General features: G+C 61.4%; 36 protein-coding genes and 1 tRNA gene. 26 read left to right on the top strand and 11 right to left on the bottom strand.

Translation table 11 applies throughout. The annotated features are described in order from the left end of the window. Window positions 1–122: 122 nt before the first annotated feature. The 6 genes from ACWKWX_RS12830 to ACWKWX_RS12805 form a co-directional block, all read right to left on the bottom strand. Window positions 123–551, bottom strand: a complete 429-nt coding sequence (locus ACWKWX_RS12830) for a hypothetical protein (protein ID WP_483827902.1) — start codon at window positions 549–551, stop codon at window positions 123–125. After that, window positions 548–1,267, bottom strand: a complete 720-nt coding sequence (locus ACWKWX_RS12825; protein ID WP_483827901.1) for a replication protein P — start codon at window positions 1,265–1,267, stop codon at window positions 548–550. Before ACWKWX_RS12825 ends, ACWKWX_RS12830 begins: the two co-directional genes overlap by 4 nt. Beyond that, the gene (locus ACWKWX_RS12820; protein ID WP_483827900.1) at window positions 1,267–2,049 is read right to left on the bottom strand and encodes a DnaT-like ssDNA-binding domain-containing protein; all 783 of its coding nucleotides are present in this window, start codon (window positions 2,047–2,049) and stop codon (window positions 1,267–1,269) included. The genes ACWKWX_RS12825 and ACWKWX_RS12820 overlap by 1 nt, the downstream gene beginning before the upstream one ends. Then, the gene (locus ACWKWX_RS12815; RefSeq protein ID WP_483827899.1) at window positions 2,046–2,870 is read right to left on the bottom strand and encodes a Rha family transcriptional regulator; all 825 of its coding nucleotides are present in this window, start codon (window positions 2,868–2,870) and stop codon (window positions 2,046–2,048) included. Before ACWKWX_RS12815 ends, ACWKWX_RS12820 begins: the two co-directional genes overlap by 4 nt. Window positions 2,871–3,232: 362 nt before the next feature. Next, window positions 3,233–3,433: a hypothetical protein gene (locus ACWKWX_RS12810; RefSeq protein ID WP_268143322.1), complete on the bottom strand. Its 201-nt coding sequence runs from the start codon at window positions 3,431–3,433 to the stop codon at window positions 3,233–3,235. A gap of 31 nt (window positions 3,434–3,464) precedes the next feature. Beyond that, window positions 3,465–3,680 carry a helix-turn-helix transcriptional regulator gene (locus tag ACWKWX_RS12805; protein WP_483827898.1) on the bottom strand — a complete coding sequence of 72 codons (216 nt, stop codon included), beginning with the start codon at window positions 3,678–3,680 and terminating at the stop codon, window positions 3,465–3,467. Between the two features lie 110 nt (window positions 3,681–3,790). Between ACWKWX_RS12805 and ACWKWX_RS12800 the strand changes: the two genes are divergently transcribed. The 26 genes from ACWKWX_RS12800 to ACWKWX_RS12675 all read left to right on the top strand — a co-directional run bounded on the left by ACWKWX_RS12800 (window position 3,791) and on the right by ACWKWX_RS12675 (window position 19,465). After that, window positions 3,791–4,516 carry a LexA family transcriptional regulator gene (locus ACWKWX_RS12800; RefSeq protein WP_483827897.1) on the top strand — a complete coding sequence of 242 codons (726 nt, stop codon included), beginning with the start codon at window positions 3,791–3,793 and terminating at the stop codon, window positions 4,514–4,516. A 530-nt stretch (window positions 4,517–5,046) separates the two neighbouring features. After that, window positions 5,047–5,547, top strand: a complete 501-nt coding sequence (locus ACWKWX_RS12795) for a hypothetical protein (protein WP_483827896.1) — start codon at window positions 5,047–5,049, stop codon at window positions 5,545–5,547. A 905-nt stretch (window positions 5,548–6,452) separates the two neighbouring features. Then, window positions 6,453–6,851, top strand: coding sequence for a hypothetical protein (locus ACWKWX_RS12790; RefSeq protein ID WP_483827895.1), 399 nt, complete (start codon window positions 6,453–6,455; stop codon window positions 6,849–6,851). Beyond that, a complete protein-coding gene (locus tag ACWKWX_RS12785; protein WP_483827894.1) occupies window positions 6,848–7,057 on the top strand; it encodes a hypothetical protein in 210 nt (69 codons plus the stop codon). Before ACWKWX_RS12790 ends, ACWKWX_RS12785 begins: the two co-directional genes overlap by 4 nt. Continuing rightward, window positions 7,054–7,239, top strand: a complete 186-nt coding sequence (locus tag ACWKWX_RS12780) for a hypothetical protein (RefSeq protein WP_416425626.1) — start codon at window positions 7,054–7,056, stop codon at window positions 7,237–7,239. Before ACWKWX_RS12785 ends, ACWKWX_RS12780 begins: the two co-directional genes overlap by 4 nt. Beyond that, window positions 7,229–7,390 (top strand): hypothetical protein, encoded by a 162-nt coding sequence (locus ACWKWX_RS12775; protein ID WP_483827893.1) that lies wholly within the window; start codon window positions 7,229–7,231, stop codon window positions 7,388–7,390. The genes ACWKWX_RS12780 and ACWKWX_RS12775 overlap by 11 nt, the downstream gene beginning before the upstream one ends. A gap of 104 nt (window positions 7,391–7,494) precedes the next feature. Continuing rightward, on the top strand, window positions 7,495–8,307 hold the full coding sequence (bet, locus tag ACWKWX_RS12770; RefSeq protein WP_483827955.1) for a phage recombination protein Bet: 813 nt from the start codon (window positions 7,495–7,497) through the stop codon (window positions 8,305–8,307). Continuing rightward, window positions 8,304–9,929 (top strand): YqaJ viral recombinase family protein, encoded by a 1,626-nt coding sequence (locus ACWKWX_RS12765; protein ID WP_483827892.1) that lies wholly within the window; start codon window positions 8,304–8,306, stop codon window positions 9,927–9,929. The genes bet and ACWKWX_RS12765 overlap by 4 nt, the downstream gene beginning before the upstream one ends. Then, window positions 9,926–10,441: a hypothetical protein gene (locus ACWKWX_RS12760; RefSeq protein WP_483827891.1), complete on the top strand. Its 516-nt coding sequence runs from the start codon at window positions 9,926–9,928 to the stop codon at window positions 10,439–10,441. Before ACWKWX_RS12765 ends, ACWKWX_RS12760 begins: the two co-directional genes overlap by 4 nt. A gap of 231 nt (window positions 10,442–10,672) precedes the next feature. Continuing rightward, the gene (locus ACWKWX_RS12755) at window positions 10,673–11,035 is read left to right on the top strand and encodes a DUF7740 domain-containing protein (protein ID WP_483827890.1); all 363 of its coding nucleotides are present in this window, start codon (window positions 10,673–10,675) and stop codon (window positions 11,033–11,035) included. Next, complete coding sequence (locus ACWKWX_RS12750; RefSeq protein WP_483827889.1) at window positions 11,010–11,333, top strand: hypothetical protein; 324 nt, start codon at window positions 11,010–11,012, stop codon at window positions 11,331–11,333. The genes ACWKWX_RS12755 and ACWKWX_RS12750 overlap by 26 nt, the downstream gene beginning before the upstream one ends. Beyond that, a complete protein-coding gene (locus ACWKWX_RS12745; protein WP_483827888.1) occupies window positions 11,333–11,938 on the top strand; it encodes an Lcl C-terminal domain-containing protein in 606 nt (201 codons plus the stop codon). The genes ACWKWX_RS12750 and ACWKWX_RS12745 overlap by 1 nt, the downstream gene beginning before the upstream one ends. A 66-nt stretch (window positions 11,939–12,004) precedes the next feature. Further along, entirely contained in the window at window positions 12,005–12,622 is a 618-nt protein-coding gene (locus tag ACWKWX_RS12740) for an Lcl C-terminal domain-containing protein (protein WP_483827887.1), read from the top strand. Window positions 12,623–12,679: 57 nt separating this feature from the next. Beyond that, the gene (locus ACWKWX_RS12735) at window positions 12,680–13,033 is read left to right on the top strand and encodes a four helix bundle protein (protein WP_008369864.1); all 354 of its coding nucleotides are present in this window, start codon (window positions 12,680–12,682) and stop codon (window positions 13,031–13,033) included. A 213-nt stretch (window positions 13,034–13,246) separates the two neighbouring features. Beyond that, window positions 13,247–14,401: an RNA-directed DNA polymerase gene (locus tag ACWKWX_RS12730; RefSeq protein WP_483827886.1), complete on the top strand. Its 1,155-nt coding sequence runs from the start codon at window positions 13,247–13,249 to the stop codon at window positions 14,399–14,401. Window positions 14,402–14,464: 63 nt separating this feature from the next. After that, the gene (locus ACWKWX_RS12725) at window positions 14,465–14,782 is read left to right on the top strand and encodes a hypothetical protein (RefSeq protein ID WP_483827885.1); all 318 of its coding nucleotides are present in this window, start codon (window positions 14,465–14,467) and stop codon (window positions 14,780–14,782) included. Further along, window positions 14,779–14,991, top strand: a complete 213-nt coding sequence (locus ACWKWX_RS12720; protein ID WP_483827884.1) for a hypothetical protein — start codon at window positions 14,779–14,781, stop codon at window positions 14,989–14,991. The genes ACWKWX_RS12725 and ACWKWX_RS12720 overlap by 4 nt, the downstream gene beginning before the upstream one ends. After that, complete coding sequence (locus ACWKWX_RS12715; RefSeq protein WP_483827883.1) at window positions 14,988–15,854, top strand: hypothetical protein; 867 nt, start codon at window positions 14,988–14,990, stop codon at window positions 15,852–15,854. The genes ACWKWX_RS12720 and ACWKWX_RS12715 overlap by 4 nt, the downstream gene beginning before the upstream one ends. 199 nt (window positions 15,855–16,053) lie before the next feature. Then, window positions 16,054–16,227, top strand: coding sequence for a hypothetical protein (locus tag ACWKWX_RS12710; protein WP_483827882.1), 174 nt, complete (start codon window positions 16,054–16,056; stop codon window positions 16,225–16,227). Window positions 16,228–16,231: 4 nt separating this feature from the next. Continuing rightward, a complete protein-coding gene (locus ACWKWX_RS12705; RefSeq protein WP_483827881.1) occupies window positions 16,232–16,759 on the top strand; it encodes a hypothetical protein in 528 nt (175 codons plus the stop codon). Then, window positions 16,747–17,067 (top strand): hypothetical protein, encoded by a 321-nt coding sequence (locus tag ACWKWX_RS12700; protein WP_483827880.1) that lies wholly within the window; start codon window positions 16,747–16,749, stop codon window positions 17,065–17,067. Before ACWKWX_RS12705 ends, ACWKWX_RS12700 begins: the two co-directional genes overlap by 13 nt. After that, on the top strand, window positions 17,064–17,219 hold the full coding sequence (locus ACWKWX_RS12695) for a hypothetical protein (protein ID WP_483827879.1): 156 nt from the start codon (window positions 17,064–17,066) through the stop codon (window positions 17,217–17,219). Before ACWKWX_RS12700 ends, ACWKWX_RS12695 begins: the two co-directional genes overlap by 4 nt. After that, window positions 17,216–17,527: a hypothetical protein gene (locus ACWKWX_RS12690; protein WP_483827878.1), complete on the top strand. Its 312-nt coding sequence runs from the start codon at window positions 17,216–17,218 to the stop codon at window positions 17,525–17,527. The genes ACWKWX_RS12695 and ACWKWX_RS12690 overlap by 4 nt, the downstream gene beginning before the upstream one ends. A gap of 52 nt (window positions 17,528–17,579) precedes the next feature. After that, window positions 17,580–17,960 (top strand): hypothetical protein, encoded by a 381-nt coding sequence (locus ACWKWX_RS12685; RefSeq protein ID WP_483827877.1) that lies wholly within the window; start codon window positions 17,580–17,582, stop codon window positions 17,958–17,960. Between the two features lie 36 nt (window positions 17,961–17,996). Then, a complete protein-coding gene (locus ACWKWX_RS12680) occupies window positions 17,997–18,413 on the top strand; it encodes a hypothetical protein (protein WP_483827876.1) in 417 nt (138 codons plus the stop codon). After that, the gene (locus tag ACWKWX_RS12675) at window positions 18,314–19,465 is read left to right on the top strand and encodes a tyrosine-type recombinase/integrase (RefSeq protein ID WP_483827954.1); all 1,152 of its coding nucleotides are present in this window, start codon (window positions 18,314–18,316) and stop codon (window positions 19,463–19,465) included. The genes ACWKWX_RS12680 and ACWKWX_RS12675 overlap by 100 nt, the downstream gene beginning before the upstream one ends. An 82-nt stretch (window positions 19,466–19,547) precedes the next feature. Here ACWKWX_RS12675 and ACWKWX_RS12670 read toward each other — a convergent pair. The 5 genes from ACWKWX_RS12670 to pheS all read right to left on the bottom strand — a co-directional run bounded on the left by ACWKWX_RS12670 (window position 19,548) and on the right by pheS (window position 23,790). Further along, window positions 19,548–19,624: transfer RNA gene (locus ACWKWX_RS12670), tRNA-Pro, on the bottom strand. A gap of 106 nt (window positions 19,625–19,730) precedes the next feature. Beyond that, window positions 19,731–20,087 (bottom strand): MerR family transcriptional regulator, encoded by a 357-nt coding sequence (locus tag ACWKWX_RS12665; RefSeq protein ID WP_158155781.1) that lies wholly within the window; start codon window positions 20,085–20,087, stop codon window positions 19,731–19,733. Beyond that, window positions 20,068–20,370 carry an integration host factor subunit alpha gene (gene ihfA, locus ACWKWX_RS12660; protein ID WP_002553164.1) on the bottom strand — a complete coding sequence of 101 codons (303 nt, stop codon included), beginning with the start codon at window positions 20,368–20,370 and terminating at the stop codon, window positions 20,068–20,070. Before ihfA ends, ACWKWX_RS12665 begins: the two co-directional genes overlap by 20 nt. Window positions 20,371–20,373: 3 nt before the next feature. Then, entirely contained in the window at window positions 20,374–22,752 is a 2,379-nt protein-coding gene (gene pheT, locus ACWKWX_RS12655) for a phenylalanine--tRNA ligase subunit beta (protein ID WP_416425647.1), read from the bottom strand. 21 nt (window positions 22,753–22,773) lie between these two features. Then, window positions 22,774–23,790, bottom strand: coding sequence for a phenylalanine--tRNA ligase subunit alpha (gene pheS / locus ACWKWX_RS12650; protein ID WP_416425648.1), 1,017 nt, complete (start codon window positions 23,788–23,790; stop codon window positions 22,774–22,776). Window positions 23,791–23,827: the final 37 nt, after the last annotated feature.

Here is a 23,827-nt window from a genome sequence, read left to right as displayed (position 1 = left end):
TCGCCCCCAAGCAGAATTCGCGCTGGCTGGCTGTGAGTACGCAGCCATCGACCAGTGCGTTCTGGTTTCTGGGCACAGCGGACCAGCCAAGACAAGGGCGCCGAAAATACGAATGGCAATGCTCATTGGCCGGTCTCCTTGCTCATGGCGGCGTCGATGAAGGCATCCATGCGCGCGGGCGCCATACCAGGTATGTCGCGTGTGTCGCAGTAGCCAGCGCCATCTCGCAGCCACCGGTACCGCCCGGCATCCTGGCGCAGCGCCTCGACCTCGGCCTTGAGCTGGTCGATCTCATAACCAGAGTTTTCGGCCATTACATGCTGGAGATCGAGGTTTACCGTCAGGGTCTCGTTCTCCGCGATTAGGGCCAGGATGGCGGCAGGGTTGGCGGCTGCGATGAAGCGAGCCCGTGCCTCAGACATCCCATCTGCAACCTGATCAACACCCTGGACAACTTCCCACCCTCGTCCACCAGAACGAGCGTGCGCCGCGTGCCATAAATCACTACCCACATCCTCTGCCAGACGCTTCAGTTCGGTGTAATCGGTCATGGCCGGCCCTCCCCGTTCGGTTGGCGCTTGATCTTCATGCGGGCCAGCAACTGCGCCCGGGCGGCGGCGCCGTTCGCTGGGATACCCTGCTGCACGATCCTGGCCTGGGCCTGGCGCTCGGCCTGCTCGTTGGCCAGATCCAGCTCAGTCTTCTGGCTGTCGTGACCGATGCCGGTCAGTACCTTGCCGTCCAGCGCCTGCCCGGCGATGGCGCGGCGCAGGATGATTTCGTAGCTGCGTTCGAACCGGGCGCGCAGGCCCTTGTCCTCCTGCCGTGCGGCGCGCAGGTCGAACAGCCCAGTTTCTCGGGCCGCCAGGCGCACCGCTTCGTGGCTGTAGGTGCCCAGCAGCGCCTCAAGCCAGGCATCCGGGGCCGCAGGCATGCCGAAGTCGTCCGGGGTCGGCTGGCACATGGCGATGAACTCACCCACGCTCGGCGCGAAAGGCTTCTGGAGCTTGCGGCACTTCTCGATGCCGAAGCGGATCTGCTCGATTTGGGTAATGCCCTGGGCCATGAAGGCCTTGATCCAACTGCGCTTGGCAGCCTTCAGGGCTTCGTCGTCCGGCCATGCCTGGCGCCACGCCGGGAAAATGGCCTGCAGCTCCTTGAACAGCGCGTTGACCACATCCGCCGTGCCTGAGTCGACCCGCAGCGGCGCGACTTCCACGGCGGGCAGGTTGCCCATGGTTTTCATCAGCTCGTTGACCGGCTTCATCACAGCACCCCCAGGTCGTCAGCCCATGTGGTGTCGTTGAAGTCCGGGCCGTTGGCCTGGCGAACAGGGAACGGCTTGACGTTCGATGCCGCGGCGCCGCTGGCCATGTCGCGCTTGATCCACTTCACCAGCAGGCTCACCCAGGCCTGCTGCGTCTCGAAGCGCCCAGAGGCCGCGTAGTGGCAAACGAACCCGCCGATCGCCTCATGGGTGAACAGGGTCACGGGGACGCCCATGCGCTTGGCGAAGGCTGTCAGCAGGCGGTTGTCAGGGGTCCACTCCAGGGTCATCTCACTGGGCGCCTTTGGGTCAGCGGAATTTTCCCCGTGCGCGCGTAGTGTGTTGTGTTCTCCTATTCCCTTCCCTTCCCTTCCGGGGTCTACCGGTCGACGATCAGTCGACGACTCCTCGACGAATTGTCGACGACCGCTCTCCGACTCGTCGTCGAATTCGGTCGGGAATGGGGGATATTTGAAGTTCTTTTTCTCGATCTTCTGGTGCTTCCAGCCCATCACGTGGACGAAAAGTTTGCCGCCAGAGGAGTAGCTGCTGGTCAGGTGGGCACCCTCAAGCTCCCCGAGCAACTCGCTAACCTCCTCGGCGGTGATATCGTCGCCAGGAAAGACCAGGGCCTTGATAGTGCGCGGCGCCAGGGGGTGATTGCCCCCGTCATCGCAGAAGTTCCAGAGGCCGATGAACAGCAGGCGTGCCAGCGGGCGGCAGGACATGACCTGCTCGCTCGACCAGAACTCCGGCTTTACGGTGCGGATGCGAGCCATCATGGACGTCCTTTGCCGACAAGCTCGGCAAGCTCAGCAAAACGATCCACGTACCAGTGCGGCTGCGTCTCGCGGGGGGATTGGGGGTTGGTCAGGTTCTTTCCGTACTGGAGGCCCTTTTCAGTCACGCACCAGAACGCCACGGTTTCGTGCCTGGAGTTCTTGCGGGTCATGACCTTGATGAAGCCAGCGGCCTCAAGGCGGCGGTTGAAGGCGATGGCGGACCCATTGAGGCCCGTATCCTTCAGCAACGCTGTGAGCGACTTGGTGGCCATGCTGGAGCCGCCGGTGCCGTCCGGCGCGGCATCCACGGCGTAGCCTGGGAGGAATTTCGGGTCCAGGCCATTGTTCTCGGCGATCTTGCTGAGCATCAGCATCTTCGCGGAGTTGGCCGGCTTCAGCAGGCGGTCGAAGCATTCCAGGATGGCCAGCTCGCCGACGATCTTGGAGCTGTTTGGGACGAATTGAGCCCGCATCCCCTCCTCCAGCGCCGTCATCCGGTCAAAGACCTTGGCCTGTAGCTCATAGCTGTATGACATTGCGACCAGGCAGGCCTCGCGCTTGGGGAGCCGATAGCACTTCTGGCGCCGATTCATCGTGTCCAGGTAGATGTCGGAAAATCTTCCGGCATCTTTTTTGAGGACCTTCGGCACCTTCTTCATCAGGTCGGCGTGATCAAGGACGGCTTCGCCCTCTTCGCGTTGCGAGTTGATGAAGTCGACCAACTCCAGGCTGGTCATGGAAATGACGCGCGCCACATTTTCGTAGCTGCCATTTCGTGGCGCGGGCGGCGGGGTATTGATCAGATGGTGCGTGGTATGCATAATGAACTCCACTTAGATGTAGCAATGAGCCGGGCCGCAATCCCGGCTTTTTTGTGCCTGGAATTTGAGTTCCAGAGTTTTGAGGCCCTTTCAGAGTCCCTGTAAGAGGCCCTCTTGAAGGCCCTTTTCAGGGGCTGCCTGAGTCCCTCTCAGAGGCCCTTTTTGGGGCCACCAACTGGAACACACGGGCTTTGTGTCGGCCTACGGCAGAAGTTGCGCCGCTGGCCACGCCGTGGATCCCCAGTTCGTTCAGAGCCCTTTCGAAGCTCCATCCCTTCGCCCGCATGAGCCGATCGATCTGGCGATTGGTCTCTTCGGATAACTGCTTCCTATCGAAAAGCATTCGGCCCTCCAGAGGGGCTTCAGCCCGCGATATTTTGTTGGTCGTCCTGCATCAGCTCCTCGACGGCGCCGTTGGCAACTGCCCACTCAATGAGTTCGTAGAGGTACGTCGCGTGCTGACGGCGAGACTTGTTGGCCGCCTTGCGAAGGATCCGGTCGAGCACGGGCTCGAAACGGACCTTCACGGGGATGTCGCGTTTTTGGCTGGGGTCCTGGTACATGGGGCGTTGCTCCTAGTGGCTGTCGAGGTTGTTAGGCTGCTGATTTGGCAGGTGGGAAAACGTCGTCCAGAGTCACGCCCGCCCCGCTGGAATTGAGCGCGGCGACAATGCGCCGGCATTCCTCCAGGCCTGGCTTGCGGCGGTCGTTCTCGTAATGGGCGATAGCGCCTTGGGTCAGGCCTACCGTCTGGGCCAAGGCCGCCTGGGTGACGCCGACCTTTTCGCGAATCGTCTTCATGTTGGACATAGGGGTTCTCCGTACTCTTGCGAAGATATTACGATCAGTAATGATATTGCGCAAGCGGACATTACGGGCTGTTACTGGAAGGAAGGCATACAGGGCGTAATGATGTGCTGATGAATAAATGGAACGAGCTGGCCAAGGCCAGGATGAAAGAACGCAAGATCACCCAGGAGAACCTGGCCGAGCACCTTGGGGTCACTCAGGGCGCGGTCGCACACTGGATGAGTGGCCGCCGCGAGCCATCGCTTGAGGTGATCGCCTCTGTGCTGAAGTTCCTGGGCCTGCCACCCATGACGATCAACCCCGGTCCTGCGCCAGTCCAGGCCGCCAGAGTCGAGGCGAACGCTGAGTATCTCGGTGAAATGGTTGCCTGGGATGAGGGCGACCCACTAGACGAAGATGATTGCGAAGTGCCTTACTACGCCGAGGTCGAATTTGCCGGCGGAGACGGTATGACGGAAGTGGTAGAGGTAGCTGACAGGACGTTGCGATTCAGTAACGCAACGCTGCGTGCCGCTGGGGTGGATTGCGCCAGCGCGGCCGTAGCCAGGATTCGCGGCACCAGCATGGAGAAGCTGATACTCAACGGCGCAGCGATTGGTTTTGACCTGTCCGACACCATCATCATCGATGGGGAGATCTACGCCTTCAATCATGGCGGGATGCTCAGGGTGAAATACCTGTACCGCCTGCCAGGTGGCGCGGTTCGGGTTCGCAGCGAGAACACTGATGAGTTCCCTGACGAGATCATGACTGCTGAGCAGTACCGGGACGAAGTGAAGATGCTCGGCCGGGTCTTCTGGTGGTCCACGGTCCGGCGATCACCCAAACGCAAATAACTGAAGCCCGCCAAGCGCGGGCTTTTTTGTACCCGCGATTCCCCTCCCTCGGCTGCCGTTCGGCGGCAAAGCCGTAATTTATTACGCCTTCGAAAATTTTTATTACGATGAGTATTGACGATGAATATTACAGGGCGTAATGTTCACCCATCGAAACGCGAAAGCAGATCGAACCGCTCTTTACACAACCTGACGTGACCCCCGCGACGTACCCAGGCCCTTACCTGGGTGGAGATTGAGCTAAACCGCCGCCCATGCAGCCTCTGGAAGCTGCCGGACTCCCCACATGGGAGGACGCCAAACCATGCAAGCCAGCCGGAAGATCATCGATCACGAAATGTGTGACGCCGGCCAGGTGGGGAAACCGCGGCGACGCGCATGGGGCGGAAACGAACGGATGTTGCGTTCAGCCCAGCCGGAGGTGGCGAGTAACACCGGCCAGCAAGACCAGATTTCACTGGCAGCCCTTCTCGCGAGGGGCTGACGGGAAATCAACCGCCCTGGAGGGCAAGACGATGGGATTGGACGTGATGGCGTACAGCAAGCTGGTCGAAGTACCAGATGCTAAGCGGGACGAGGACGGTTGCCTGGTGGACTGGGACGGCCTCACCACCTTTTACGACAATCAGGATTTCCCCGGTCGTTTCGAAGGCCTGAAGGAGGGAATGGCCTACAGGTCGGAGGGTGAGAGCACCGATCTAAGCACCGGGTACGGCACCTATAACGGGTGGCGCGACGAACTGGCCAAGCTTGCTGGCTACGAGCAAGGCTCCTACTTCAGGAACGGAAGCGCGGCTTTCAGCCATTGCGTGGCCTGCTGGAACGGTGCGCAGGGGCCTTTCGCTGAGCAGATCAACTTCAGCGACTGCGAGGGCACCATCGGGCCGGTTGTCAGCGCCAAGCTGGCCAAGGATTACGCCGAGTTCGCAGCAAAGGCTGAGGCGATCGGCGGCTACTTCTGGGAGAAATACCAGCAGTGGCAGAAGGCTTTCGAGCTGGCGGCCGACAACGGCGCCGTGGACTTCCACTGACTCCGTAGGCATTCGCAAGAGTGCCCATCGGTCTGCGCCTTGATTCCGGGTAGGGATTGCCTCCGGTGCCACTAGATGGTGAAGGCGCAGAACCGATGCAGATGAATGCGCAGGCTGATGCGCAAGTGTAAGACCTGAGGGATCGCGGGAATCGTGGCCGGTAGAGTGAGTAAGCGCCCAGGTGGCCACGGCGAGTCCAAGAATAAGCGGCTGAAACCTTCGCCCCGGTGAAACCCCGGTGTCACTAAGGCCGCTAATAGTCATGCCGGGATCAGCTCCGGTCATCTGCACCTTAGCAACGCAAAACCGTATGAGCCCTGGTGGAAGGCGTGGGAGGTCTAGCCCACACGACCAGAAATGACGGTGACAGTGAGCGGGATAGACCGACCGAGCGGGAAAGGCCCGCCCGATCACCTCGAAAGAGGCTGCATCGGAGTGTGATCTGCATATTCAGTAGCGGGGCACCGTGAATGGGTATGAGCCGGGTAGCTTAAAAGTAAAGCCCAGTGCACGGGAGTTGAGGGTGCAAGACCCTTCCCAGCGTTCAGATCACACCCCGATGCAGAAGCGGCGTGGAAATCAGACACGCTACCAACGACATGACTCGATGGGGATCGCTCCTTGGAGATTGGAACCAAGGTGGGTAGGTGACGGCTCCTATTTAGCCGGAAACAGGCCCCTGGATTCGGACGTACTGCAGCCTTGCCGAGTAATCGGGCGATACCGAACGCGCTGCGGCCATTACACAGAGCATGAACGTTCCAAAGCCGGAGTAGCGCCCGGCCTTCTGCATCACCCCTTCCCTTTTCAAGACCGCATCGGCAGGTGCCAGGCCAGTCTCACGGCTGGGTTTGGTCACCCGTGCCTGGTATCTGACCAATGCGGTCCACGCCCTGGAGGCGACCATGAACGCACTTGCAGCAGCACAAGCTCGCTGGGACAGCGCATGCCCAGCGGATAATTCGGACCGTGAAGAGGCCGCAGACAACTGGTCGCATAACGCTGCAGAGCAGCTTGTGCTGGGCAGTGACGTAGTAATTCGCACTCGTCGGCAGACGAAGGTGATCAGCCAGGAAGATTTCCTGGAAAAGGTCGAGGCCCTGCTAAATCAGCGCCGAATTGACGTTCAGGACGAAGAGCCTTTCTTTGCGCGACTAGTGCTCGCAGGGATCGCAGGCGCGCCGGCCAAGACGTTCGCGCAGAGCCTAATGGGCTCGACAACTCCGCACGAAGTAGCTCTGGAGCTGGTTGAGCCCTGGTTCGATCTGGCGCTGGAGCAGATGGCAGAGGACTGGGACGCATGAACAGCCCGGCCAGCGTGCACGTACAAATCTCGCAGGCGCTGGATGATCTTGAGCGCCCGGACGCCCCGCGCTTCTACGAGGCCCACGTCGAGAAAATCATCATCAACGCGATGCAGGCCTTTGAGCCTCTCATCACCCTTGAAGAATTCCACTACTACAGCGCGCGTCTGCGGCGGATCTGCCAGCGGCGCAAGGAGGCGGCATGAGCACTGCACCCGTGAAAACGCTGATCGACGAGCAGCTCGAAGAAGTGGCCGGCACCGACCCTGCTGACGTGATCAAGCGCGCCGAGCGCCTGGGCTTCATCGGCTGGCCAGTCAAGTCGTACCGCGAGCATCAAGGCTTGTGGGTTCACCGCTACAGCAAGGAGCAGCGAAATGCGCAATAAGTACCCCGGCACCTGCTACCGGTGCCACGGCCATGTGGCCGCCGGCGCGGGCCACTTCGAGCGGCACCAAGGCGGCTGGCGAACCCAGCACGCCCAGTGCGCCATTCAGCATCGCGAGGCCAAGCGGGCCGCGCAGGAGCAAGAGCCATGATCGCCCTCCTCTGGTTCTGCTACGCCTACAACGTCAAGTAACCCCCTTCCCCTATCTATCGCAGCGCCCCGCATGGAGCGCGAGGATTTGTCGTGAGCGCATTAATGAAGCAGGCCGAGCATCTGCCGGCCGTATCCGAAGAAACTCTGATCCAAGTGCTCAGCGGCAGCCTCTACCCTGGCGCCGCGCACAACTCGGTCGTGATGGTGCTGGCCTACTGCAAGGCCGCTCAGCTAGACCCGATGCTGAAGCCGGTGCACATCGTTCCAATCTGGAGCAAGGCAGCCGGGAAGATGGTGGACACCGTTATGCCTGGCGTTGGCCTGTATCGCATCCAGGCGGCACGCACCGGCCAGTACGCCGGCATCAGCGAGCCTGAGTATGGCCCCCCAATCACCGCGACCCTGGGCGGCGTCGAGGTCACTTACCCCGAGTGGTGTCGGGTGACCGTGAAGCGCCAGATGAGCAACGGCCTGGTCGCCGAATACACCGCCAACGAGCGGTGGCTGGAGAACTACGCCACGTCCAGCAAGGACACTGCAGCGCCCAATGCCATGTGGAAGAAGCGCTCCTACGCCCAGCTGGCGAAATGCGCCGAAGCCCAGGCGCTGCGTAAGGCGTTCCCCGAAGTCGGATCGGCGCCTACCGCCGACGAGATGGAAGGCAAGGTCTTCGACGAGGGCCCGCGCGAGGTGCAGGCGCAGCGCCAGCCAGATCCCGCGCCGGCGCCCGAGCCACTGGAGGCCTACCCGGACGCAAAGCTGCAGGAAAATATCCCGAAATGGCGGGTTGCGGTTGAGGCCGGACGGTCTTCGCCTGAGCACCTCATCGCCACTATCAGCAGCAAGTATTCGCTCACAGCTGAGCAGATCGACGCAATCAACCAGCTCAAGCCCATTGAAGGGGAAGCCGCATGAAAATTCACAACGTGACCCAGGGCTCGGCCGAATGGCACGCCCTACGCGCCAACTACAACACCGCTTCGGAGGCTCCGGCCATGATGGGTGCTTCGAAGTACCAGTCGCGCACTGAGCTGCTGAATGCCAAGAAAACCGGAATAGTGCCGGATGTCACCACCCAGCAGCAGCGAATCTTCGACCGTGGCCACGCCACCGAAGCGCTGGCTCGCCCGCTGGCCGAGGCGCTCATTGGCGAAGACCTGTTCCCTATCGTGGCCACCGAAGGCAGCCTGCTGGCCTCCATGGACGGCGCGACGATGCTTGGCGAAACGCTGTTCGAGCACAAGCTGTGGAATGAAGGCCTAGTCGCCCAAGTGCGCGCCGGCGAGCTGGAACCCCACTACTACTGGCAGCTCGAGCAGCAATTGCTGGTCGGTGCGGCAGAGCGTGTGATCTTCGTCTGCTCGGACGGTACCCCAGAAAACTTCGTTCACATGGAATACCGAGCTGTTCCGGGCCGCGTCGAGCAACTGATCGAGGGGTGGAAGCAGTTCGAACTGGATCTGGCCAACCACCAGGTCGTCGAGGTCGTTGCAGAGGTCGTCGGCACTGCACCGGAAAGCCTGCCAGCCCTGCGCATTGAAGTGACCGGCATGGTTACCGCCAGCAATCTCGAGCAGTTCAAGGCGCACTCCCTGGCCGTAATCGGCGCCATCAACACCGATCTACAGACCGACCAGCACTTCGCTGACGCGGACAAGACGGTCAAATGGTGCGGGGAAGCAGAATCGCGGCTGGCTGCCGCAAAGCAGCATGCGCTCAGCCAAACTGAGTCGATTGACCTGCTGTTCCGCACCATCGACCAGATCAGCGAGCAAGTCCGAGCCAAGCGCCTTGAGCTCGAGAAGCTGGTCAAGGCTCGCAAGGTCGCCATCCGCGACGAGATCGTGATTACCGCGGCAAAGGCCCTGCACGAGCACATCGAGAAGATCAACGCCTCGTTTGCCGGCAAGGTACGCATGCCAGCAGTGCCGGCTGACTTCGCCGGCGTCATCAAGGGTAAGAAGGGCATCAAAGGCCTGCGCGACGCAGCAGACACTGAACTGGCCCGCGCCAAGATCGAGGCCAGCCAGATTGGCGACAGCATCCGCGCCAATCTGCAGAGCTTGGACACGCTGGCGAAAGATCACCTGTTCTTGTTCAACGACGTCCAGCAACTGGTCATGAAGGCCAATGACGACCTTGGCGCTCTGATCAAAGTTCGCATCGGCGAGCACCAGAAGGCTGAAGAAGCGCGGCTGGAACAGCAGCGCGAGGCAATTCGCCAGGAAGAAGCAGCGAAGCTTGCTGCCGCAGCGGCAGCAGCGGCCGCGAAGCCTGCACCGGCCGCCGTAACGGACCCGGTCAAGCCGGCTGCCTCGCCAGTGCGCCAGGTTGCGCCGTCGCCGAAGGTCGCACCAAAACCACCAAAACTCGAAGCGCGGGTAACCGACTTGGAAGCATTGGTGCAAGCGGTAGCCGCCGGCCAGGCGCCTATCGCAGTGCTGACCGTCAACTGGGGCGCCCTCGACGCCATCGTGGAGGCGAAAGGCGCCGAATTCAGCATGCCCGGGGTAACCCTGGAGCAGGTGGCCGCATGATCAGTCTCGAACTCAACAGCGTCCGCGCAAAGGACGCCGACCGCGCCTGGCTTGCCGAACTGATGGCGCAGAACGAAGCCAAGGTCGTCCAGGTGCTGCCGGTCGATAGCCGCAGCGCCGACATCGACACCGCTTTCAACGGGCGCACTCAGGGCGGCAAGAGCATTGCGCTCTGCCCCTCCCTGGAGTCCAAGGTGTCGGCCAGCGCCGAATCCATGACCATCACCGAGGCGGCGCACGCCTTCCACCTGAGCGTGAAGGACCTGGAGCGCATGGCGGCCCGGGGCGGCTTCAAGTTCAAGCGCGGGTACACCACCAACCCTTCCTACAAGGATGGCGATAAGGCCCTGGTGGAACGCATCTGTGCGCTGAGGGATGTGGGCCTCAATAGGGCCCAGGCCCGCAACCAGATCGGCATGAGCTACGAGAAATTCCACCGCCTGCTCAGCGAGTACGCCATCAACTTCCCCAAGGTGCCCTTGGGCCAGCGGAACAAGAAGGTGAAGGCGTGAACAGGCGCGAGGACATCGACCCCGTGTACTACGAGGGTCGATCTGGCCGCCAGAACCACACCAGCAAATGCGCCTGCCCGTTCGGCTACCTGACCCGCAAGTGGGCCTGGTGGACTGCGGGCTGGAACGACATGGACATGGAATTGAATTTGAAACCCAGAACCAGAGCGCAGCAGCGGCGGCGCCAGATGCAAGTCAAGTTGCCGCCCAGCGGCCTGAGGGAGCCCGAAAATGGAAAAAGCGAAGTCTGGAGTCGTGACCCTTCCGCCGTGGATGAAGTCGGTGAAGAAGCTCTACAACACCCGGAGCGGCGGCCAGTACCGGCCTGAGGATGTGGCTTTGGCGTTTGCGCTGAGTCTGCGCTTCCACGACAGCGCCGACGAACTCCGCGCGCTGGCCCACCGCTTGGTGGACAAGGTGTGTCTGGAGCACCAGCCGAACATGCGGCGCATGGCCCGCGAGCCGGACGACGCCGAGGTATTCGACGCCGCGCTACGCATCATCAACCGGGTCTGCGACCTGATGGAGTACGGCCCTGGCACCACCTTCGTGAGAAATGGAGATCAGCATGGCACTGACTCAGCAGCAGCGTGACGAACGCCGCCACGCCAAGGCAGCAGCGCTACAGGAAGTGGATCTGAGGCTGAAGGTGCGCCCTGGCACCAAGCAGGCCCTGGCTGAGCTGATGAAGTGGGCCGGGATCGAGGAACAGGGCGAGGCGATGACGCTGATGATTCATCACCTGCATGCGCTGGGCCCGGGCGGCGCGCTGCCGTTGCTGGAACCGCCGCGCCACGAAATCACGGTGTCGCCGAAAGTGGCGCGCCTGCTCGACCACCACCGAAACAAAGCGCTGCGACTGTGCAGCGACCAATCACTCGAGGATGACTAATGAAGCCCGAAATGATCACCCTGAAACACGGTCAGTCGACCATCAAGATGCCCGCCTCGGCCCTTGCACAACTGGCCATGGCCAGCGTGTTCGCTCAGGTGCTGCCGCCGGCCAACACCGCTCCCGTTTCGCCAGAACCATCCACCGTTCCTGCAATCGGCGCCGAATGGCCTGGCCAGGGCGGCATCAACGGTGGCCTGGTCGCTGCCCGCGGCGATCTGCCGGCGCACTATCTGATCGTTGCATCCAAGGACGTCGGCAAGCACGCCTGGGGAGGTCGAGAGAAGGAGTCGAAGGCGACCAGCAAGACCGATGGCTTGGCGAACACCCTGACACTGATCGAGGAAGGAGGTCACCCGGCAGCAGTCGCAGCACAGGAGCACCAAGCTGAAGGTCATGCCGACTTCTACCTGCCAGCCGCTGCTGAGCTGTACCACTGCTGGCTGACCTGCCCTGAGGTGTTCGCCAAAGACACCTGGTACTGGTCATCTTCGCAGCGCTCCGCCGACACCGCATTCATCATGCACTTCGCTGATGGCCTTCAGCTCAGCAGCGCCAAGAACAACGAGCTCCGCGTCCGCCCCGTCCGCAGATTGTTTATTTAATCCTTCATTCATTCAAAAGCAGGCGCAACGGCGCCTTTTTTGTTGCCCACGAAAAGGTAAAAGCATATGACCATAACCGCGAAAGCAGCCCGGCAAGCTCAGCTCCCAGCCATTGGCGAGGCCTTTGAAGGCGGATTCTTCACCGGCGTCCTGCTGCAGGATGCCAAGCGCTACGCAATAGTCACCGCACCGGCGTCTGCCGAGCTGGTCGGCGCCTGGGGCGAGTACGGCGCGAAAATCGAGGGCGCCGACAGCTTCACCGACAGCCGCGCGAACACAGAAGCCATGGCCGCCTCTGGCAGCGACCTCGCGCAGAAGGTGCTGGCCCTGGATATCGATGGCTTCACCGACTGGGCGATCCCAGCGCGCGATGCCCAGGAGCTGCAATACCGTCACCTGAAGCCAACCACCGAAGCCAACTGGGCGTACGGCCGCGACGGCGATAACCCGAACAGTGAGCCAGTTGGCCTTATGTACTCCAAGGAATCCCCGACACAGACCAGCGTTGAGGCCTTCAAGGAGGATGGCGACGAAGCCTTCCGCGACACCTGGTACTGGTCGTCTTCGCAGCGCTCCGCCAACTTCGCATTCTCCATGCACTTCGGTGATGGCGGTCAGTACAACCTCGGCGTCAAGGGCGTCGAGCTCCGCGTCCGCCCCGTCCGCAGCGTAGTTATTGATTAATTTCCTTATTTGATCCGGCCGCTCGCGGCCGGCCGCCCTTCAAGGAGATACCGCCGCATGGCAATGCATACGGATTTGCGAATCCACAAGGACGCTTTTGACCTTCTCAGCCTGGCAACCGACCTGACACGGAATATCCCTCGGGACTTCAAGGTGGGGCTCGGCGCCAAGGTGCGCGACGAATGCATCGAGATCATGGTGCTGATCGCGCGGGCCAACGCTGCACGGGACAAGGTGCTTCACCTGTCAGCCCTGGTCGAGCGAGTCCAAGTGCTTGAGTTTCTGCTCAGGCTGTTCAAAGAAAAACGCTTCATCAGCATCCCGCAGCACGCCAAGGCCATCGAGCTGACAGCGTCTGTCGGTAAGCAGGCAAACGCCTGGAAGCGATACTCCGCCGCGCCCGCTACCTGAAAGCCAAGGCTTTCTGGTCTGTGCGACTTTGAATCTGGTCGTGCCGCTGGCCCAGTGGCCACCGCCATGCGCATCAGAGATACCGCCGGTCTAAAGCGTCCGCGTAGGTCTCGCGCAGTTTCCGTGCTGATCGGCTTCGGCCTTCGGTGCGGCGACGTAGATAGCACGACAGGTCGCAGCGCTCCGCCAACAACGCATTCAACATGAACTTCGATGATGGCAATCAGAACAACAACGACAAGAACAACGAGCTCCGCGTCCGCCCCGTCCGCAGATTCGAACCCCTATCCGTTCAGCGATCTGGTCCAGGCCTACTACGACTGCCGGCGCTCCAAGCGCAACAGCAAAAGCGCGCTGGCATTCGAAGCGAACCTGGAGCGGAACCTGATCGGGCTGCACGACGACCTGATTGCCGGAACTTACCGGCCAGGCCGATCCATTTGTTTCGTGGTGACACGGCCCAAGGCCCGAGAGGTCTGGGCTGCGGACTTCAGGGACCGCATCGTCCACCACCTGCTGTACAACCATGTGGCACCGCGCTTCTACGCCAGCTTCATAGCGGACAGTTGCGCATGCATTCCGGGACGCGGCACGCTGTACGCCGCTACCCGGCTTGAGTCGAAGATCAGAAGCGCCAGCCAGAACTGGTCGAAGCCGGTCTTCTACCTGAAATGCGACCTGGCGAACTTCTTCGTCGCCATCGATAAGCAGGTGCTGCGCCAGCAGCTGGCCGCCAAGATCGATGAACCATGGTGGCTGGCCCTGGCCGAGCAGATCCTGATGCATGACCCGCGCTGGGATTACGAGGTGCGCAGCCCGCGCCACCTCTTCGCTCGGGTGCCGCAGCACAAGCGCCTGGCCGCCCAGCCAGAGGACCTAGGGCTGCCCATCGGCAACCTGTCATCGCAGTTCTTCGCCAACGTCTACCTGGACGCCCTGGACCAGTTCTGCAAGCACCGCCTTGGCGTGAAGCATTACGTCCGGTACGTCGATGACTTCGTACTGCTGCACGAATCACCACAACAGTTGAATGCCTGGCTGGCAGACGTCGAAGCCTTCCTTCCGAAGCTGGGCGCCAAGCTGAACCCGACCAAGACCATCCTGCAGCCAGTCGACCGCGGCGTGGACTTCGTCGGGCACGTCATCAAGCCCTGGCGGCGAACCACCCGCAAGCGATCCGTGGCTCAGGCCATGAAACGCACGGCTGCGGCCCCGGCCGAGGATCTGCGCGAGACCGCAAACAGCTACTTCGGCCTGCTCAGCCAGGCCAGTCATAGCCAGAAAGACCGCGCCGCGTTGGCCAACCTGATCCTCAGGCGAGGCAACACGGTGAATAGCGATCTGACCAAGACCTACAAAAAGAAATGAAGAGTACAAAAGTACTCTTCACCCCTATCCCAGCCTGCTGCGGCAGGCGCAGAGGACAGATAGATGAACTACCACCCAGATGACCAGGATGAAATCGATCGGCTCCACGCGGAATTCATTGCCGTGGACGAGCCCAGCAACGAGCAGGTGATGGCCTTCCAGGATGCGAGCTACGCGCTTGGCCTAAAGCGGGGCCAGGCCCGCGAGGCCGCCCTCCAGCAGCGCCTGAACGCGGCGGATCAGCGGATTGATGCATGCGAAGAGGCATTGGCTGCAGCGCTCAAATTCACCAACGATATTCTCGATCCCGCGAAGGTTCGAAGCTTGATCTATGCAGCATCAAGCCAACTGACCAAGGACAGCCCGGAGGTGGGATCGTGAGCTCGAAATTCATCATCTTTGAAGACCGCAAGGATTACCTAATGTACGTCACGCACATTGCTGGCTCGGTCAGCCAGTTCAACGGTGAGCATGAGGCCTTCCGGTTCGCTTCTCGCGCCGAGGCTGAAGACGTCTGCTCATGGTTGAATGACCCCGAGACTTTTCACTGCGATCACGGGGAATTCAAGGTAAGAGAGGTCGCAGTATGAGCAAAGACCAAATCAGCGTTCCGCGTGAGCTGCTGGAGCGCGCAACAAAGGACTACACCGGCAGACCTATGTGGGACGCCTTGGAGAATGACAGGCTGGCCTCAGTAGAAGAACTGCGCGCCCTGCTGGCCCAGCCGAACACCTGCACCAAGGACGGCGGCCAGTGCGGCCTGGGCGGGTACTGCGAGCCGTGCCGTAACGTTGAGTCTGCGGCAGACCACCACTGGAACTGCCCCAACTGCCCGCCACCTGGCGCCACGCACACCATCAGCGGCCAGTTCTACAGGAAGGCCGATGGTTCCTGGCTGGTGTTCGGCCACAAGCGCGATTGGGTGCCCAGTGATGCGCCGGCAGGCTGGAACGATACGAACCTGGTGCCGCTGCTGCCAGAACCTGCACTCGCCCGCTGCACCTGCCCCTCCGGCGACGGCTCGCTGCGGTGGCCTTGCCCGGTGCATCAGGCCGAGGCAGCAGCCGCAAGCTTCGCAGATGGCATCGAAGCGGCGGCCAAGCTGATCGAGCGCCGCATGAACGAATACGTCGATGAGCACGGTAGCTATGACCACGATACTGGGTGCACGGAATTTTCCGGGAATGGCGAAGAGACGGTAGAGGAGTGGCTGAACTTGGCGGAAGGCATCCGCGCGATTAAACCGCCAGACCCGATTCCGGTGTGCCCGCCTGAGCCGGTTGGGTGGCAGTTCCTTCAGGACGGCAAGTGGTGGAACGGTGACGATCGGATCAAGGATCACCGACTTAACACTGAAGCTGCTGGCTACCCGACGCGAAACGTATTTGCGAGTCAGCCAGCCGCTCAGGCGCCGGTGGTGCTTCCGGAGCGAAAGCCTGAACCGTCATCATGACCGCCGTTGACGATGATCGCGAAGCGGCGATCTGGAACGCCTGCCTCGACGAGTTCAAGCGCCTCAACCCAGGAATCACTGAAGCCGCGCCGCTCAGAAAATCTTGAGCCGGACTGGAAAATCTTCAGTCCCGCCCTTTCCCCTCAGATTTCTTTCACTTTCAAGCCAGCCGCTGTAGCGGTGTGGCGAGGTATTGCCGATGAAAAGCCTTATCTGGAAAGCCCGCGCTGTGTATTGGTTCTGGCGCCTGGCGCGCTATCCATCCTGGGAGGCAGCCACGGTGCTGCACGATTCGTTGCTGGAGTACGGTGACGACCCGGCTGAGTGGTCGCCAGAGGATGCTGTCCGCGAAGAACTTTCGAACTGGGTATGAAGCCATGATCGACTACACCGAACTGAAGCGCCTTGCTGAGGCGTGCCCGCAGAACGATCCGCTGCGCCTGGTGGACTACAGCGGGACCTGGTATCTACGCAATACGGCCGGCACTGTGTTCGAGGTGCGCCGTAACAGCTCATTCCCGGAGTTTAAGGCTGTGAACGAGGCCTACGGTCGACTTGTCGAGTCCGCCAGTCCTGCTGCCATCCTGGCCCTGCTGAACGAACTCCAAAACCTGCGAACCGTCCAGCGCGCATCCTTCAACGCCTCAGGCCAGATCAAGGCTGCAGCCTCTGAACTGGGCTTCAACCCTGCTCAGGAGAAAGGAGCGCTGGAGTATCTGATTGGGCTGGCGTCACGCAAGCCTCCAGTCGTTCGGCTGCCGGCCGCTCCGGAGTCCCCGGAAGAGCCAGAGGACGCCATCGACGACAGCTTCATGGACGAGTACCACTCGGCCGTCCAGATGCGAGACGCGTGTAAGAAGGCCATCGAGGACGCCGGCGTGAGGGTGATGCAATGCCCGAGCTGATTAAGGTGCACGTCGACAACCTCTCGGGCACCGCGCTTGCTTGGGCCCTCGACTCAATTGATGACCCGTCGGCCGGCCAGCTGATGTTCCCGTTCTGCACGGAAGCTGACGACCGCCGCGGCGAGGCGCTGGCAGCCAAATACAACGTGTGGGTCGAGCCTGGGCACAGCTACCCATGGGTGTCCTGCGTGACCCGCGACCCATGCGACCGACGAGTTGGCGATACGCGAACGATCGCCATCTTTCGCGCCGTCGTCGCATTCAAGCTCGGGAACACCATTGAGGTTCCCAAGGAGTTGGCTTCATGACCGACCGCGATAAGTTCGAACAGGCCTACGCCGAGGACAATAACTGCCTCATCTCATGGTGCCAGAGCCAGCGCCTCACCAATGGCAGCTACCTGGATCGCTACATGTCCCGGGCCTGGCATTGGTGGCAGCGGGCCAAGGAGGCGGCATGAGCGCCGAGATTTTTAAATTCCCGGCCAGCCGCCGACAGCACAACGCCCAGGTCAACGCCAACCAGGCGGAGCGGAAAAAGCTCGCCGACTGGTTCAGGGCGATCGCCCAGCACATCGAAGGCAACGAGGTCGAGCACGAGCCCCTGGCCGCAATGATCGTGCTTAGCAGCGCCGACGGCGACGAGGTGCTGTACGTCGGCTATCAGAAAGAGCACGTCAGCCTGTACCAAGCGGGTTCGCACGCCAGCCGCCTCGCCCGCTCCAGCTTCAAGCGTCGGGGCGGTAACTTCTTCGACCGCCTCAGGTAACTTCCTCACCCACTCTCTACTGCCTGCCGGGGTTCGGCGGGAAGGATCAATCATGCCTGAAATAAAATGCGACCACGGCCATACCCTGCGAGTTGGCACAGATGAATGGCTGAAGACGCTGACGGTCGATCAGCTGCGTTACGCCCGAGACCAGGCCCGGGATATGGTCAAGGCCGCAGAGGATGGAGCTAAGCGGGCGGTATGGCGCGTGTGCCGCGGCGGCCTATGCGTTGCCAACTATCAGGAGGACCGCTACGACGCGGCAGCTGCCCACCTGGTGCGAATCTTCCAAGACCAGTTCGTTGAGGAGGCGAAGCGCTTTCTGGAGCATCCATACGGAACCATACGTTTCGAGCGCGAGGTCCCGCACATCTCCGTAGAGCTGGTGACCCAAGTCGAGTACGACACCGAGTTCTTTCCGGCCAAGCCCTAACCCCTTCTGCCGCCATAGGGCGGATGGAGCATACCCATGGCAAACGCCACAGCGGCCAAGGCCACCAGCATTCAGCCGCGGTTCATTCGCTTCGGCGACGCCCCGGGATACCTGGGCATGTGCCGGGATGAATTCAACAAGACCGTCCGGCCCCACGTACGGGAATTTCCCATCGGAAAACAGGGAGTTGCCTTCGACCGGCATGAGCTGGACGAGTGGGCCGATGCCTACATCACGGCCAAGGCGATTGAAAAAGCCGCCAATCAGGACAACAATCCGCCTCGCAGCGAGCGCCAGGGCGGATCCACAGGAGATGCGCCATGGCCCAAAAAGCAATTACGGGGCTCCAGCAAATGCCGAACGGCATCTGGAAAATCGACAAGAAATACCGAGGTGAGCGAATTCAGGAAAGCACTGGCACTTGTGACCGGTCCGAAGCGGAGCAGTACCTGATTCACCTTTTGGAAAAACGCCGGCAGCAGAAGATTTACGGCGTGCGCACGGTCAGGACCTGGCGGGAGGCGGCGACCCGCTTCCTGCTGGAGGTCAAGGACCAGGCCTCCATCCACATTTCGGCAACCTATATGGAGCAGCTCGACCCCTTCATTGGGGATATGCCGATCACACACATCGATGACGACGCCTTGGCGCCCTACATCAGGTCGAAGCTCAAGCCTGATGTCGGGCGGCCGGTCACGAACAGGACGGTGAATATCGCGCTGCAACGCGTGATCAGGGTGCTGAACCTATGCGCCAGGAAGTGGCGGGATGATGAGCGGCGGCCATGGCTTGACGTGGTGCCGATGATCTCCTTGCTGGACGAGAAGACGAGCAGTCGCAAGCCCTACCCTCTGTCCTGGGAAGAGCAGTCGATTCTGTTCGCGGAGCTGCCGGCTCACCTGCAGACCATGGCGATGTTCAAGGTCAACACGGGTTGCAGGGAGCAGGAGGTGTGCAAACTTCAGTGGGATTGGGAGATTGCGGTGCCGGAACTGGGAACAAGCGTGTTCCTGATCCCGGCGAGCTTTGGAGGCAGGAGCGCGCGGGCCGGCGTGAAGAATCGGGACGAGCGCCTGGTGGTGATGAACGACGTTGCCAAGTCGGTGATCGAGAAACAGCGCGGCAAACACCCGCTGTTCGTGTTTCCGTTTGGCAAGCCGGATGGCGAGGGCAAGGAATCGACTGTGCACCGCATGAACGATTCAGCCTGGAAGAAGGCTCGGATCCGCGCGGCGAAGAAGTGGCAGGAGAAATTCTTGCGGCCGGCCCATGATGGCTTTGCCAGGATCCGCATTCACGACCTGAAGCACACCTTTGGCAGAAGGCTACGTGCAGCAGGCGTGACTGAGGAGGATCGGAAGGCTTTGCTCGGCCACAAGAACGGGAGCATCACCAGTCACTACTCGGCAGCAGAACTGGACCAGCTCATAGAAGCGGCAAATAAGGTATCAGCAACCGACTCGCGCGCACCAGCGCTGACGATTCTAAAAAGGAGGCAGGGATGAAGAACAATGCCAGGGTCACTCGGAAAGTCACTATGGCAGAAACAACAAAGCCACCCGAAGGTGGCTAAGTCATTGAATTATATGGTCGGGACGGAGTGATTCGAACACTCGACCCCTAGCACCCCATGCTAGTGCGCTACCGGACTGCGCTACGCCCCGACTAGGCGTGAAACCTGTTGCTTTAGAGCTGTTCCTTGTTGAAGGGAACGATCAAGAATATACCGCAAGCTTTTGAAAAGTGGAAGTATTTTCTCGACCCGATTTGTTACTTTTTCAGTACGACCAACACGTCTTCCAGTTCCGAGATCATCTGACGAATCAGCTGCTTGTACTGGGTGGTGTCGTCCTTGGCTTCGTCGCTGGACAGGCGCAAACGCGCGCCGCCAATGGTGAAGCCTTGGTCGTAGAGCAGGGCGCGGATCTGCCGGATCATCAGCACGTCCTGGCGCTGATAATACCGGCGGTTTCCGCGGCGCTTGACCGGGTTGAGCTGAGGAAACTCCTGCTCCCAGTACCGCAGTACGTGGGGTTTTACGGCGCAAAGTTCACTGACCTCACCAATGGTGAAGTAGCGTTTGCCAGGAATCGGCGGAAGCTCGTCGTTATGACTTGGTTCCAGCATATGCCTCAACTCGGGCCTTCAACTTCTGCCCTGGACGAAAGGTGACCACACGGCGAGCCGTGATCGGGATTTCCTCACCGGTTTTCGGGTTGCGGCCAGGCCGCTGGCGCTTGTCGCGCAGGTCAAAGTTGCCGAAACCGGACAGTTTGACCTGCTCGTTGTCTTCCAGAGCGTGCCTGATTTCCTCGAAAAACAGTTCGACCAATTCCTTGGCCTCCCGTTTGTTCAGGCCCAGCTCTTCGTAAAGACGCTCGGCCATCTCAGCTTTCGTCAGAGCCCCCATGCGCTACTTCCTTAACGTGGCATTCAACCTTTGTTCGAGCGAGGTGAGGATAGCTTGCGTCGTGGAATTCACCTCATCGTCATTAAGAGTGCGCGATGGATGCTGCCAGGTCAAGCCAACTGCAAGGCTTTTTCTATTGGGATCAATACCTTTACCTTGGTAGACGTCAAAAAGGCTGAGGTCCGTGAGCCATTCCCCTGCATTTTCACGAATAACCTGCATGATCGCGCTAGAAGGCACTTCAAGATCCGCCACCAAGGCCAGGTCGCGACGCACTTCAGGGAACCGGGACAGTTCCGAGAACTTCGGCAACTTGCCTTCGGCCACTTCCGCCAGCACCAGCTCGAAGACGAACACCGCGCGGTCCAGGCCCAGGGCTTTTACCAGCTCTGGGTGCAGGGCGCCGAGGTAGCCCACTTCGCGACCTTCACGCACGATGCGCGCGGTCTGGCCTGGGTGCAGCGCCGGGTGCTTGCCTGGCTCGAAGCTGAACTGCGCCAGCGCGCCGGCGAAGCCCAGCACCGCTTCCACGTCCGCCTTGGCGTCGAAGAAGTCCACGGTGTCACGGCCTTGCGCCCAGCCTTCCGGCAGGCGGGTGCCGCAAATCAGGCCGGCCAGCATGGGCTCCTGCTTCAGGCCGTCCAGCTGGCCAACGAAGCGCAGGCCGCTTTCGAACAGTCGCACGCGGGTCTGCTGGCGATTGAGGTTGTGTTGCAGCGCCTTGACCAGGCCCGGCAGCAACGAACTGCGCATGGCAGCCATGTCGTTGGAGATCGGGTTGGCCAGCAGCAGCGGCTCGACGCCTGGGTTGAACAGCTCGAACCACTTCGGATCGATGAAGCTGTAGGTGATCGCTTCCTGGTAGCCACGGGCAACCAGCAGGCGACGCAGCTCCGGCAGCTCGCCACGGGCTTCGGCCTTGGCTTGCGGGGCCAGGCGGGCTTGCGGGTAGCGAACCGGCAGGTGGTTGTAGCCGTACAGGCGCGCCAGTTCTTCGATCAGGTCCACTTCCAGGCTGATGTCGAAGCGATGGCTTGGCACTTCTACGCGCCATTGGCCTTCACCTTCGGCAACGATGCCCAGGCCCAGGGCGGCGATCAGGCTTTCGATCTGCGCGGCCGGCATGTCCATGCCCAGCATCTGGCTGACGCGCTCGGCACGCAGGGTGATCGGCGCGATGTTCGGCAGGTGTTGCTGGCTGACGGTCTCGATGATCGGGCCAGGCTCGCCACCGGTGATTTCCAGCAGCAGGCCAGTGGCGCGCTCCATGGCTTCGCGGGCCAGGTTGAAGTCCACGCCACGCTCGTAGCGGTGCGAGGCATCGGTGTGCAGGCCGTAGGAACGGGCCTTGCCAGCGACGGCGATCTGGTCGAAGAACGCGCTTTCCAGGAAGATGTCGCGAGTCTTGGCGGTCACACCGCTGTGCTCGCCACCCATGACACCGGCGATGGCCAGGGCACGGCTATGGTCGGCAATGACCAGGGTGTCGGCGCGCAGGGTGACTTCCTGGCCGTCCAGCAGGACGAGCTTCTCGCCCTCCTCGGCCATGCGCACGCGAATGCCGCCGTTGATTTCAGCCAGGTCGAAGGCGTGCAGCGGCTGGCCCAGCTCGATCATCACGTAGTTGGTGATGTCGACGGCAGCGTCGATGCTGCGCACGTCGCTGCGGCGCAGGCGTTCCACCATCCACAGCGGGGTCGGCTTGGACAGGTCGACGTTGCGGATGACGCGGCCCAGGTAGCGTGGGCAGGCGGCAGGCGCCAGCACTTCCACCGGGCGCACTTCGTCGTTGACCGCGGCCACGGCAGGCACCACCGGACGTGCGACAGGAGCGGCGTACAGCGCGCCCACTTCACGGGCCAGGCCGGCCAGGGACAGGCAGTCGCCGCGGTTCGGGGTCAGGTCGACCTCGATGCTGGCGTCGTCCAGGCCCAGGTATACGCGGAAGTCTTCACCCACCGGCGCGTCGGCCGGCAGTTCCATCAGGCCGTCGTTGCCCTCGCCCACTTGCAGTTCGGACTGCGAGCAGAGCATGCCGTTGGACTCGACGCCACGCAGCTTGGCCTTCTTGATCTTGAAGTCGCCAGGCAGCTGGGCGCCCAGGGTGGCGAACGGGATCTTCAGGCCCGGGCGCACGTTCGGCGCGCCGCAGACGACCTGGAAGGTCTCGGTGCCGTTGCTGACCTGGCAGACGCGCAGCTTGTCGGCATCGGGGTGTTGCTCGGTGCTCAGCACTTCGCCGACGATCACGCCGGTGAATTCGCCAGCCGCGGGGGTGACGCTGTCCACTTCCAGACCGGCCATGGACAGACGGGCCACCAGCTCATCGCGGCCGACCTGCGGGCTTACCCAGCCACGCAGCCATTGTTCACTGAATTTCATCCTGCTCTCCTAATAATTCGTTTAGCGAAATTGCGCGAGGAAGCGCAAGTCGTTGTCGAAGAACAGGCGCAAGTCATTGACGCCATAACGCAGCATGGCGAGGCGCTCGGCGCCCATGCCGAAGGCGAAGCCCTGGAATTCTTCAGGGTCGATGCCAGACATGCGCAGCACGTTCGGGTGCACCATGCCGCAGCCCATCACTTCCAGCCAGCCAGTCTGCTTGCACACACGGCAGCCTTTGCCGCTGCACATCACGCACTGGATGTCGACTTCAGCCGAAGGCTCGGTGAACGGGAAGTAGGACGGACGGAAGCGCACGGCCAATTCTTTCTCGAAGAACACCCGCAGGAATTCCTCGATGGTGCCTTTCAGGTCCGCGAAGTTGATGTCGCGGTCGATCAGCAAGCCCTCGACCTGATGGAACATCGGCGAGTGGGTGATATCCGAGTCGCTGCGGTATACCCGGCCTGGGCAGACGATGCGAATCGGAGGCTGCGAAGATTCCATGGAGCGGACCTGCACCGGCGAGGTGTGGGTGCGCAGCAGCATGTTCGCATTGAAATAGAAGGTGTCGTGCATCGACCGGGCCGGGTGGTGGCCTGGGATGTTGAGCGCCTCGAAGTTGTGGTAGTCGTCTTCCACCTCAGGGCCTTCGGCGATGCCGTAGCCGATGTGGGTGAAGAACTGCTCGATCCGCTCAAGGGTGCGAGTGATCGGGTGCAGGCCGCCAGAGGCCTGGCCGCGGCCCGGCAGGGTCACGTCGATCTGCTCGGCAGCGAGCTTGGCACTCAGCTCGGCTTCTTCGAAACCGGCCTTGCGTGCGTTGAGGACTTCTGTAACACGCTCCTTGGCGACGTTGATCAGCGCGCCGACTTTCGGGCGCTCATCGGCAGGCAGGTTGCCCAGGGTCTTCATCACCTGAGTCAGTTCGCCCTTCTTGCCAAGGAAGTGAACCCGGATCTGCTCCAGGGCATTGATATCTTCAGCGTTTTGCACGGCCTCCAGAGCTTGAGAGACCAGCGCATCCAGGTTTTCCATGTACAGACTCCAGATACAAAACAGGGGAAGAGCTTAA

It is taken from the genome of Pseudomonas imperatae (assembly GCF_057128625.1).
Note: the sequence above shows the minus strand (reverse complement) of the source record. Positions and strands in the feature narration are given on the sequence as shown.

Excerpts from the sequence above, each read along its gene's own strand:
- ACWKWX_RS12830 (WP_483827902.1), bottom strand. The coding sequence starts at position 551 with ATGACCGATTACACCGAACTGAAGCGTCTGGCAGAGGATGTGGGTAGT.
- ACWKWX_RS12825 (WP_483827901.1), bottom strand. The coding sequence starts at position 1,267 with ATGAAGCCGGTCAACGAGCTGATGAAAACCATGGGCAACCTGCCCGCC.
- ACWKWX_RS12820 (WP_483827900.1), bottom strand. The coding sequence starts at position 2,049 with ATGATGGCTCGCATCCGCACCGTAAAGCCGGAGTTCTGGTCGAGCGAG.
- ACWKWX_RS12815 (WP_483827899.1), bottom strand. The coding sequence starts at position 2,870 with ATGCATACCACGCACCATCTGATCAATACCCCGCCGCCCGCGCCACGA.
- ACWKWX_RS12810 (WP_268143322.1), bottom strand. The coding sequence starts at position 3,433 with ATGTACCAGGACCCCAGCCAAAAACGCGACATCCCCGTGAAGGTCCGT.
- ACWKWX_RS12805 (WP_483827898.1), bottom strand. The coding sequence starts at position 3,680 with ATGTCCAACATGAAGACGATTCGCGAAAAGGTCGGCGTCACCCAGGCG.
- ACWKWX_RS12800 (WP_483827897.1), top strand. The coding sequence starts at position 3,791 with ATGAATAAATGGAACGAGCTGGCCAAGGCCAGGATGAAAGAACGCAAG.
- ACWKWX_RS12795 (WP_483827896.1), top strand. The coding sequence starts at position 5,047 with ATGGCGTACAGCAAGCTGGTCGAAGTACCAGATGCTAAGCGGGACGAG.
- ACWKWX_RS12790 (WP_483827895.1), top strand. The coding sequence starts at position 6,453 with ATGAACGCACTTGCAGCAGCACAAGCTCGCTGGGACAGCGCATGCCCA.
- ACWKWX_RS12785 (WP_483827894.1), top strand. The coding sequence starts at position 6,848 with ATGAACAGCCCGGCCAGCGTGCACGTACAAATCTCGCAGGCGCTGGAT.
- ACWKWX_RS12780 (WP_416425626.1), top strand. The coding sequence starts at position 7,054 with ATGAGCACTGCACCCGTGAAAACGCTGATCGACGAGCAGCTCGAAGAA.
- ACWKWX_RS12775 (WP_483827893.1), top strand. The coding sequence starts at position 7,229 with ATGCGCAATAAGTACCCCGGCACCTGCTACCGGTGCCACGGCCATGTG.
- bet (WP_483827955.1), top strand. The coding sequence starts at position 7,495 with ATGAAGCAGGCCGAGCATCTGCCGGCCGTATCCGAAGAAACTCTGATC.
- ACWKWX_RS12765 (WP_483827892.1), top strand. The coding sequence starts at position 8,304 with ATGAAAATTCACAACGTGACCCAGGGCTCGGCCGAATGGCACGCCCTA.
- ACWKWX_RS12760 (WP_483827891.1), top strand. The coding sequence starts at position 9,926 with ATGATCAGTCTCGAACTCAACAGCGTCCGCGCAAAGGACGCCGACCGC.
- ACWKWX_RS12755 (WP_483827890.1), top strand. The coding sequence starts at position 10,673 with ATGGAAAAAGCGAAGTCTGGAGTCGTGACCCTTCCGCCGTGGATGAAG.
- ACWKWX_RS12750 (WP_483827889.1), top strand. The coding sequence starts at position 11,010 with ATGGCACTGACTCAGCAGCAGCGTGACGAACGCCGCCACGCCAAGGCA.
- ACWKWX_RS12745 (WP_483827888.1), top strand. The coding sequence starts at position 11,333 with ATGAAGCCCGAAATGATCACCCTGAAACACGGTCAGTCGACCATCAAG.
- ACWKWX_RS12740 (WP_483827887.1), top strand. The coding sequence starts at position 12,005 with ATGACCATAACCGCGAAAGCAGCCCGGCAAGCTCAGCTCCCAGCCATT.
- ACWKWX_RS12735 (WP_008369864.1), top strand. The coding sequence starts at position 12,680 with ATGGCAATGCATACGGATTTGCGAATCCACAAGGACGCTTTTGACCTT.
- ACWKWX_RS12730 (WP_483827886.1), top strand. The coding sequence starts at position 13,247 with ATGATGGCAATCAGAACAACAACGACAAGAACAACGAGCTCCGCGTCC.
- ACWKWX_RS12725 (WP_483827885.1), top strand. The coding sequence starts at position 14,465 with ATGAACTACCACCCAGATGACCAGGATGAAATCGATCGGCTCCACGCG.
- ACWKWX_RS12715 (WP_483827883.1), top strand. The coding sequence starts at position 14,988 with ATGAGCAAAGACCAAATCAGCGTTCCGCGTGAGCTGCTGGAGCGCGCA.
- ACWKWX_RS12710 (WP_483827882.1), top strand. The coding sequence starts at position 16,054 with ATGAAAAGCCTTATCTGGAAAGCCCGCGCTGTGTATTGGTTCTGGCGC.
- ACWKWX_RS12705 (WP_483827881.1), top strand. The coding sequence starts at position 16,232 with ATGATCGACTACACCGAACTGAAGCGCCTTGCTGAGGCGTGCCCGCAG.
- ACWKWX_RS12700 (WP_483827880.1), top strand. The coding sequence starts at position 16,747 with ATGCCCGAGCTGATTAAGGTGCACGTCGACAACCTCTCGGGCACCGCG.
- ACWKWX_RS12695 (WP_483827879.1), top strand. The coding sequence starts at position 17,064 with ATGACCGACCGCGATAAGTTCGAACAGGCCTACGCCGAGGACAATAAC.
- ACWKWX_RS12690 (WP_483827878.1), top strand. The coding sequence starts at position 17,216 with ATGAGCGCCGAGATTTTTAAATTCCCGGCCAGCCGCCGACAGCACAAC.
- ACWKWX_RS12685 (WP_483827877.1), top strand. The coding sequence starts at position 17,580 with ATGCCTGAAATAAAATGCGACCACGGCCATACCCTGCGAGTTGGCACA.
- ACWKWX_RS12680 (WP_483827876.1), top strand. The coding sequence starts at position 17,997 with ATGGCAAACGCCACAGCGGCCAAGGCCACCAGCATTCAGCCGCGGTTC.
- ACWKWX_RS12675 (WP_483827954.1), top strand. The coding sequence starts at position 18,314 with ATGCCGAACGGCATCTGGAAAATCGACAAGAAATACCGAGGTGAGCGA.
- ACWKWX_RS12665 (WP_158155781.1), bottom strand. The coding sequence starts at position 20,087 with ATGCTGGAACCAAGTCATAACGACGAGCTTCCGCCGATTCCTGGCAAA.
- ihfA (WP_002553164.1), bottom strand. The coding sequence starts at position 20,370 with ATGGGGGCTCTGACGAAAGCTGAGATGGCCGAGCGTCTTTACGAAGAG.
- pheT (WP_416425647.1), bottom strand. The coding sequence starts at position 22,752 with ATGAAATTCAGTGAACAATGGCTGCGTGGCTGGGTAAGCCCGCAGGTC.
- pheS (WP_416425648.1), bottom strand. The coding sequence starts at position 23,790 with ATGGAAAACCTGGATGCGCTGGTCTCTCAAGCTCTGGAGGCCGTGCAA.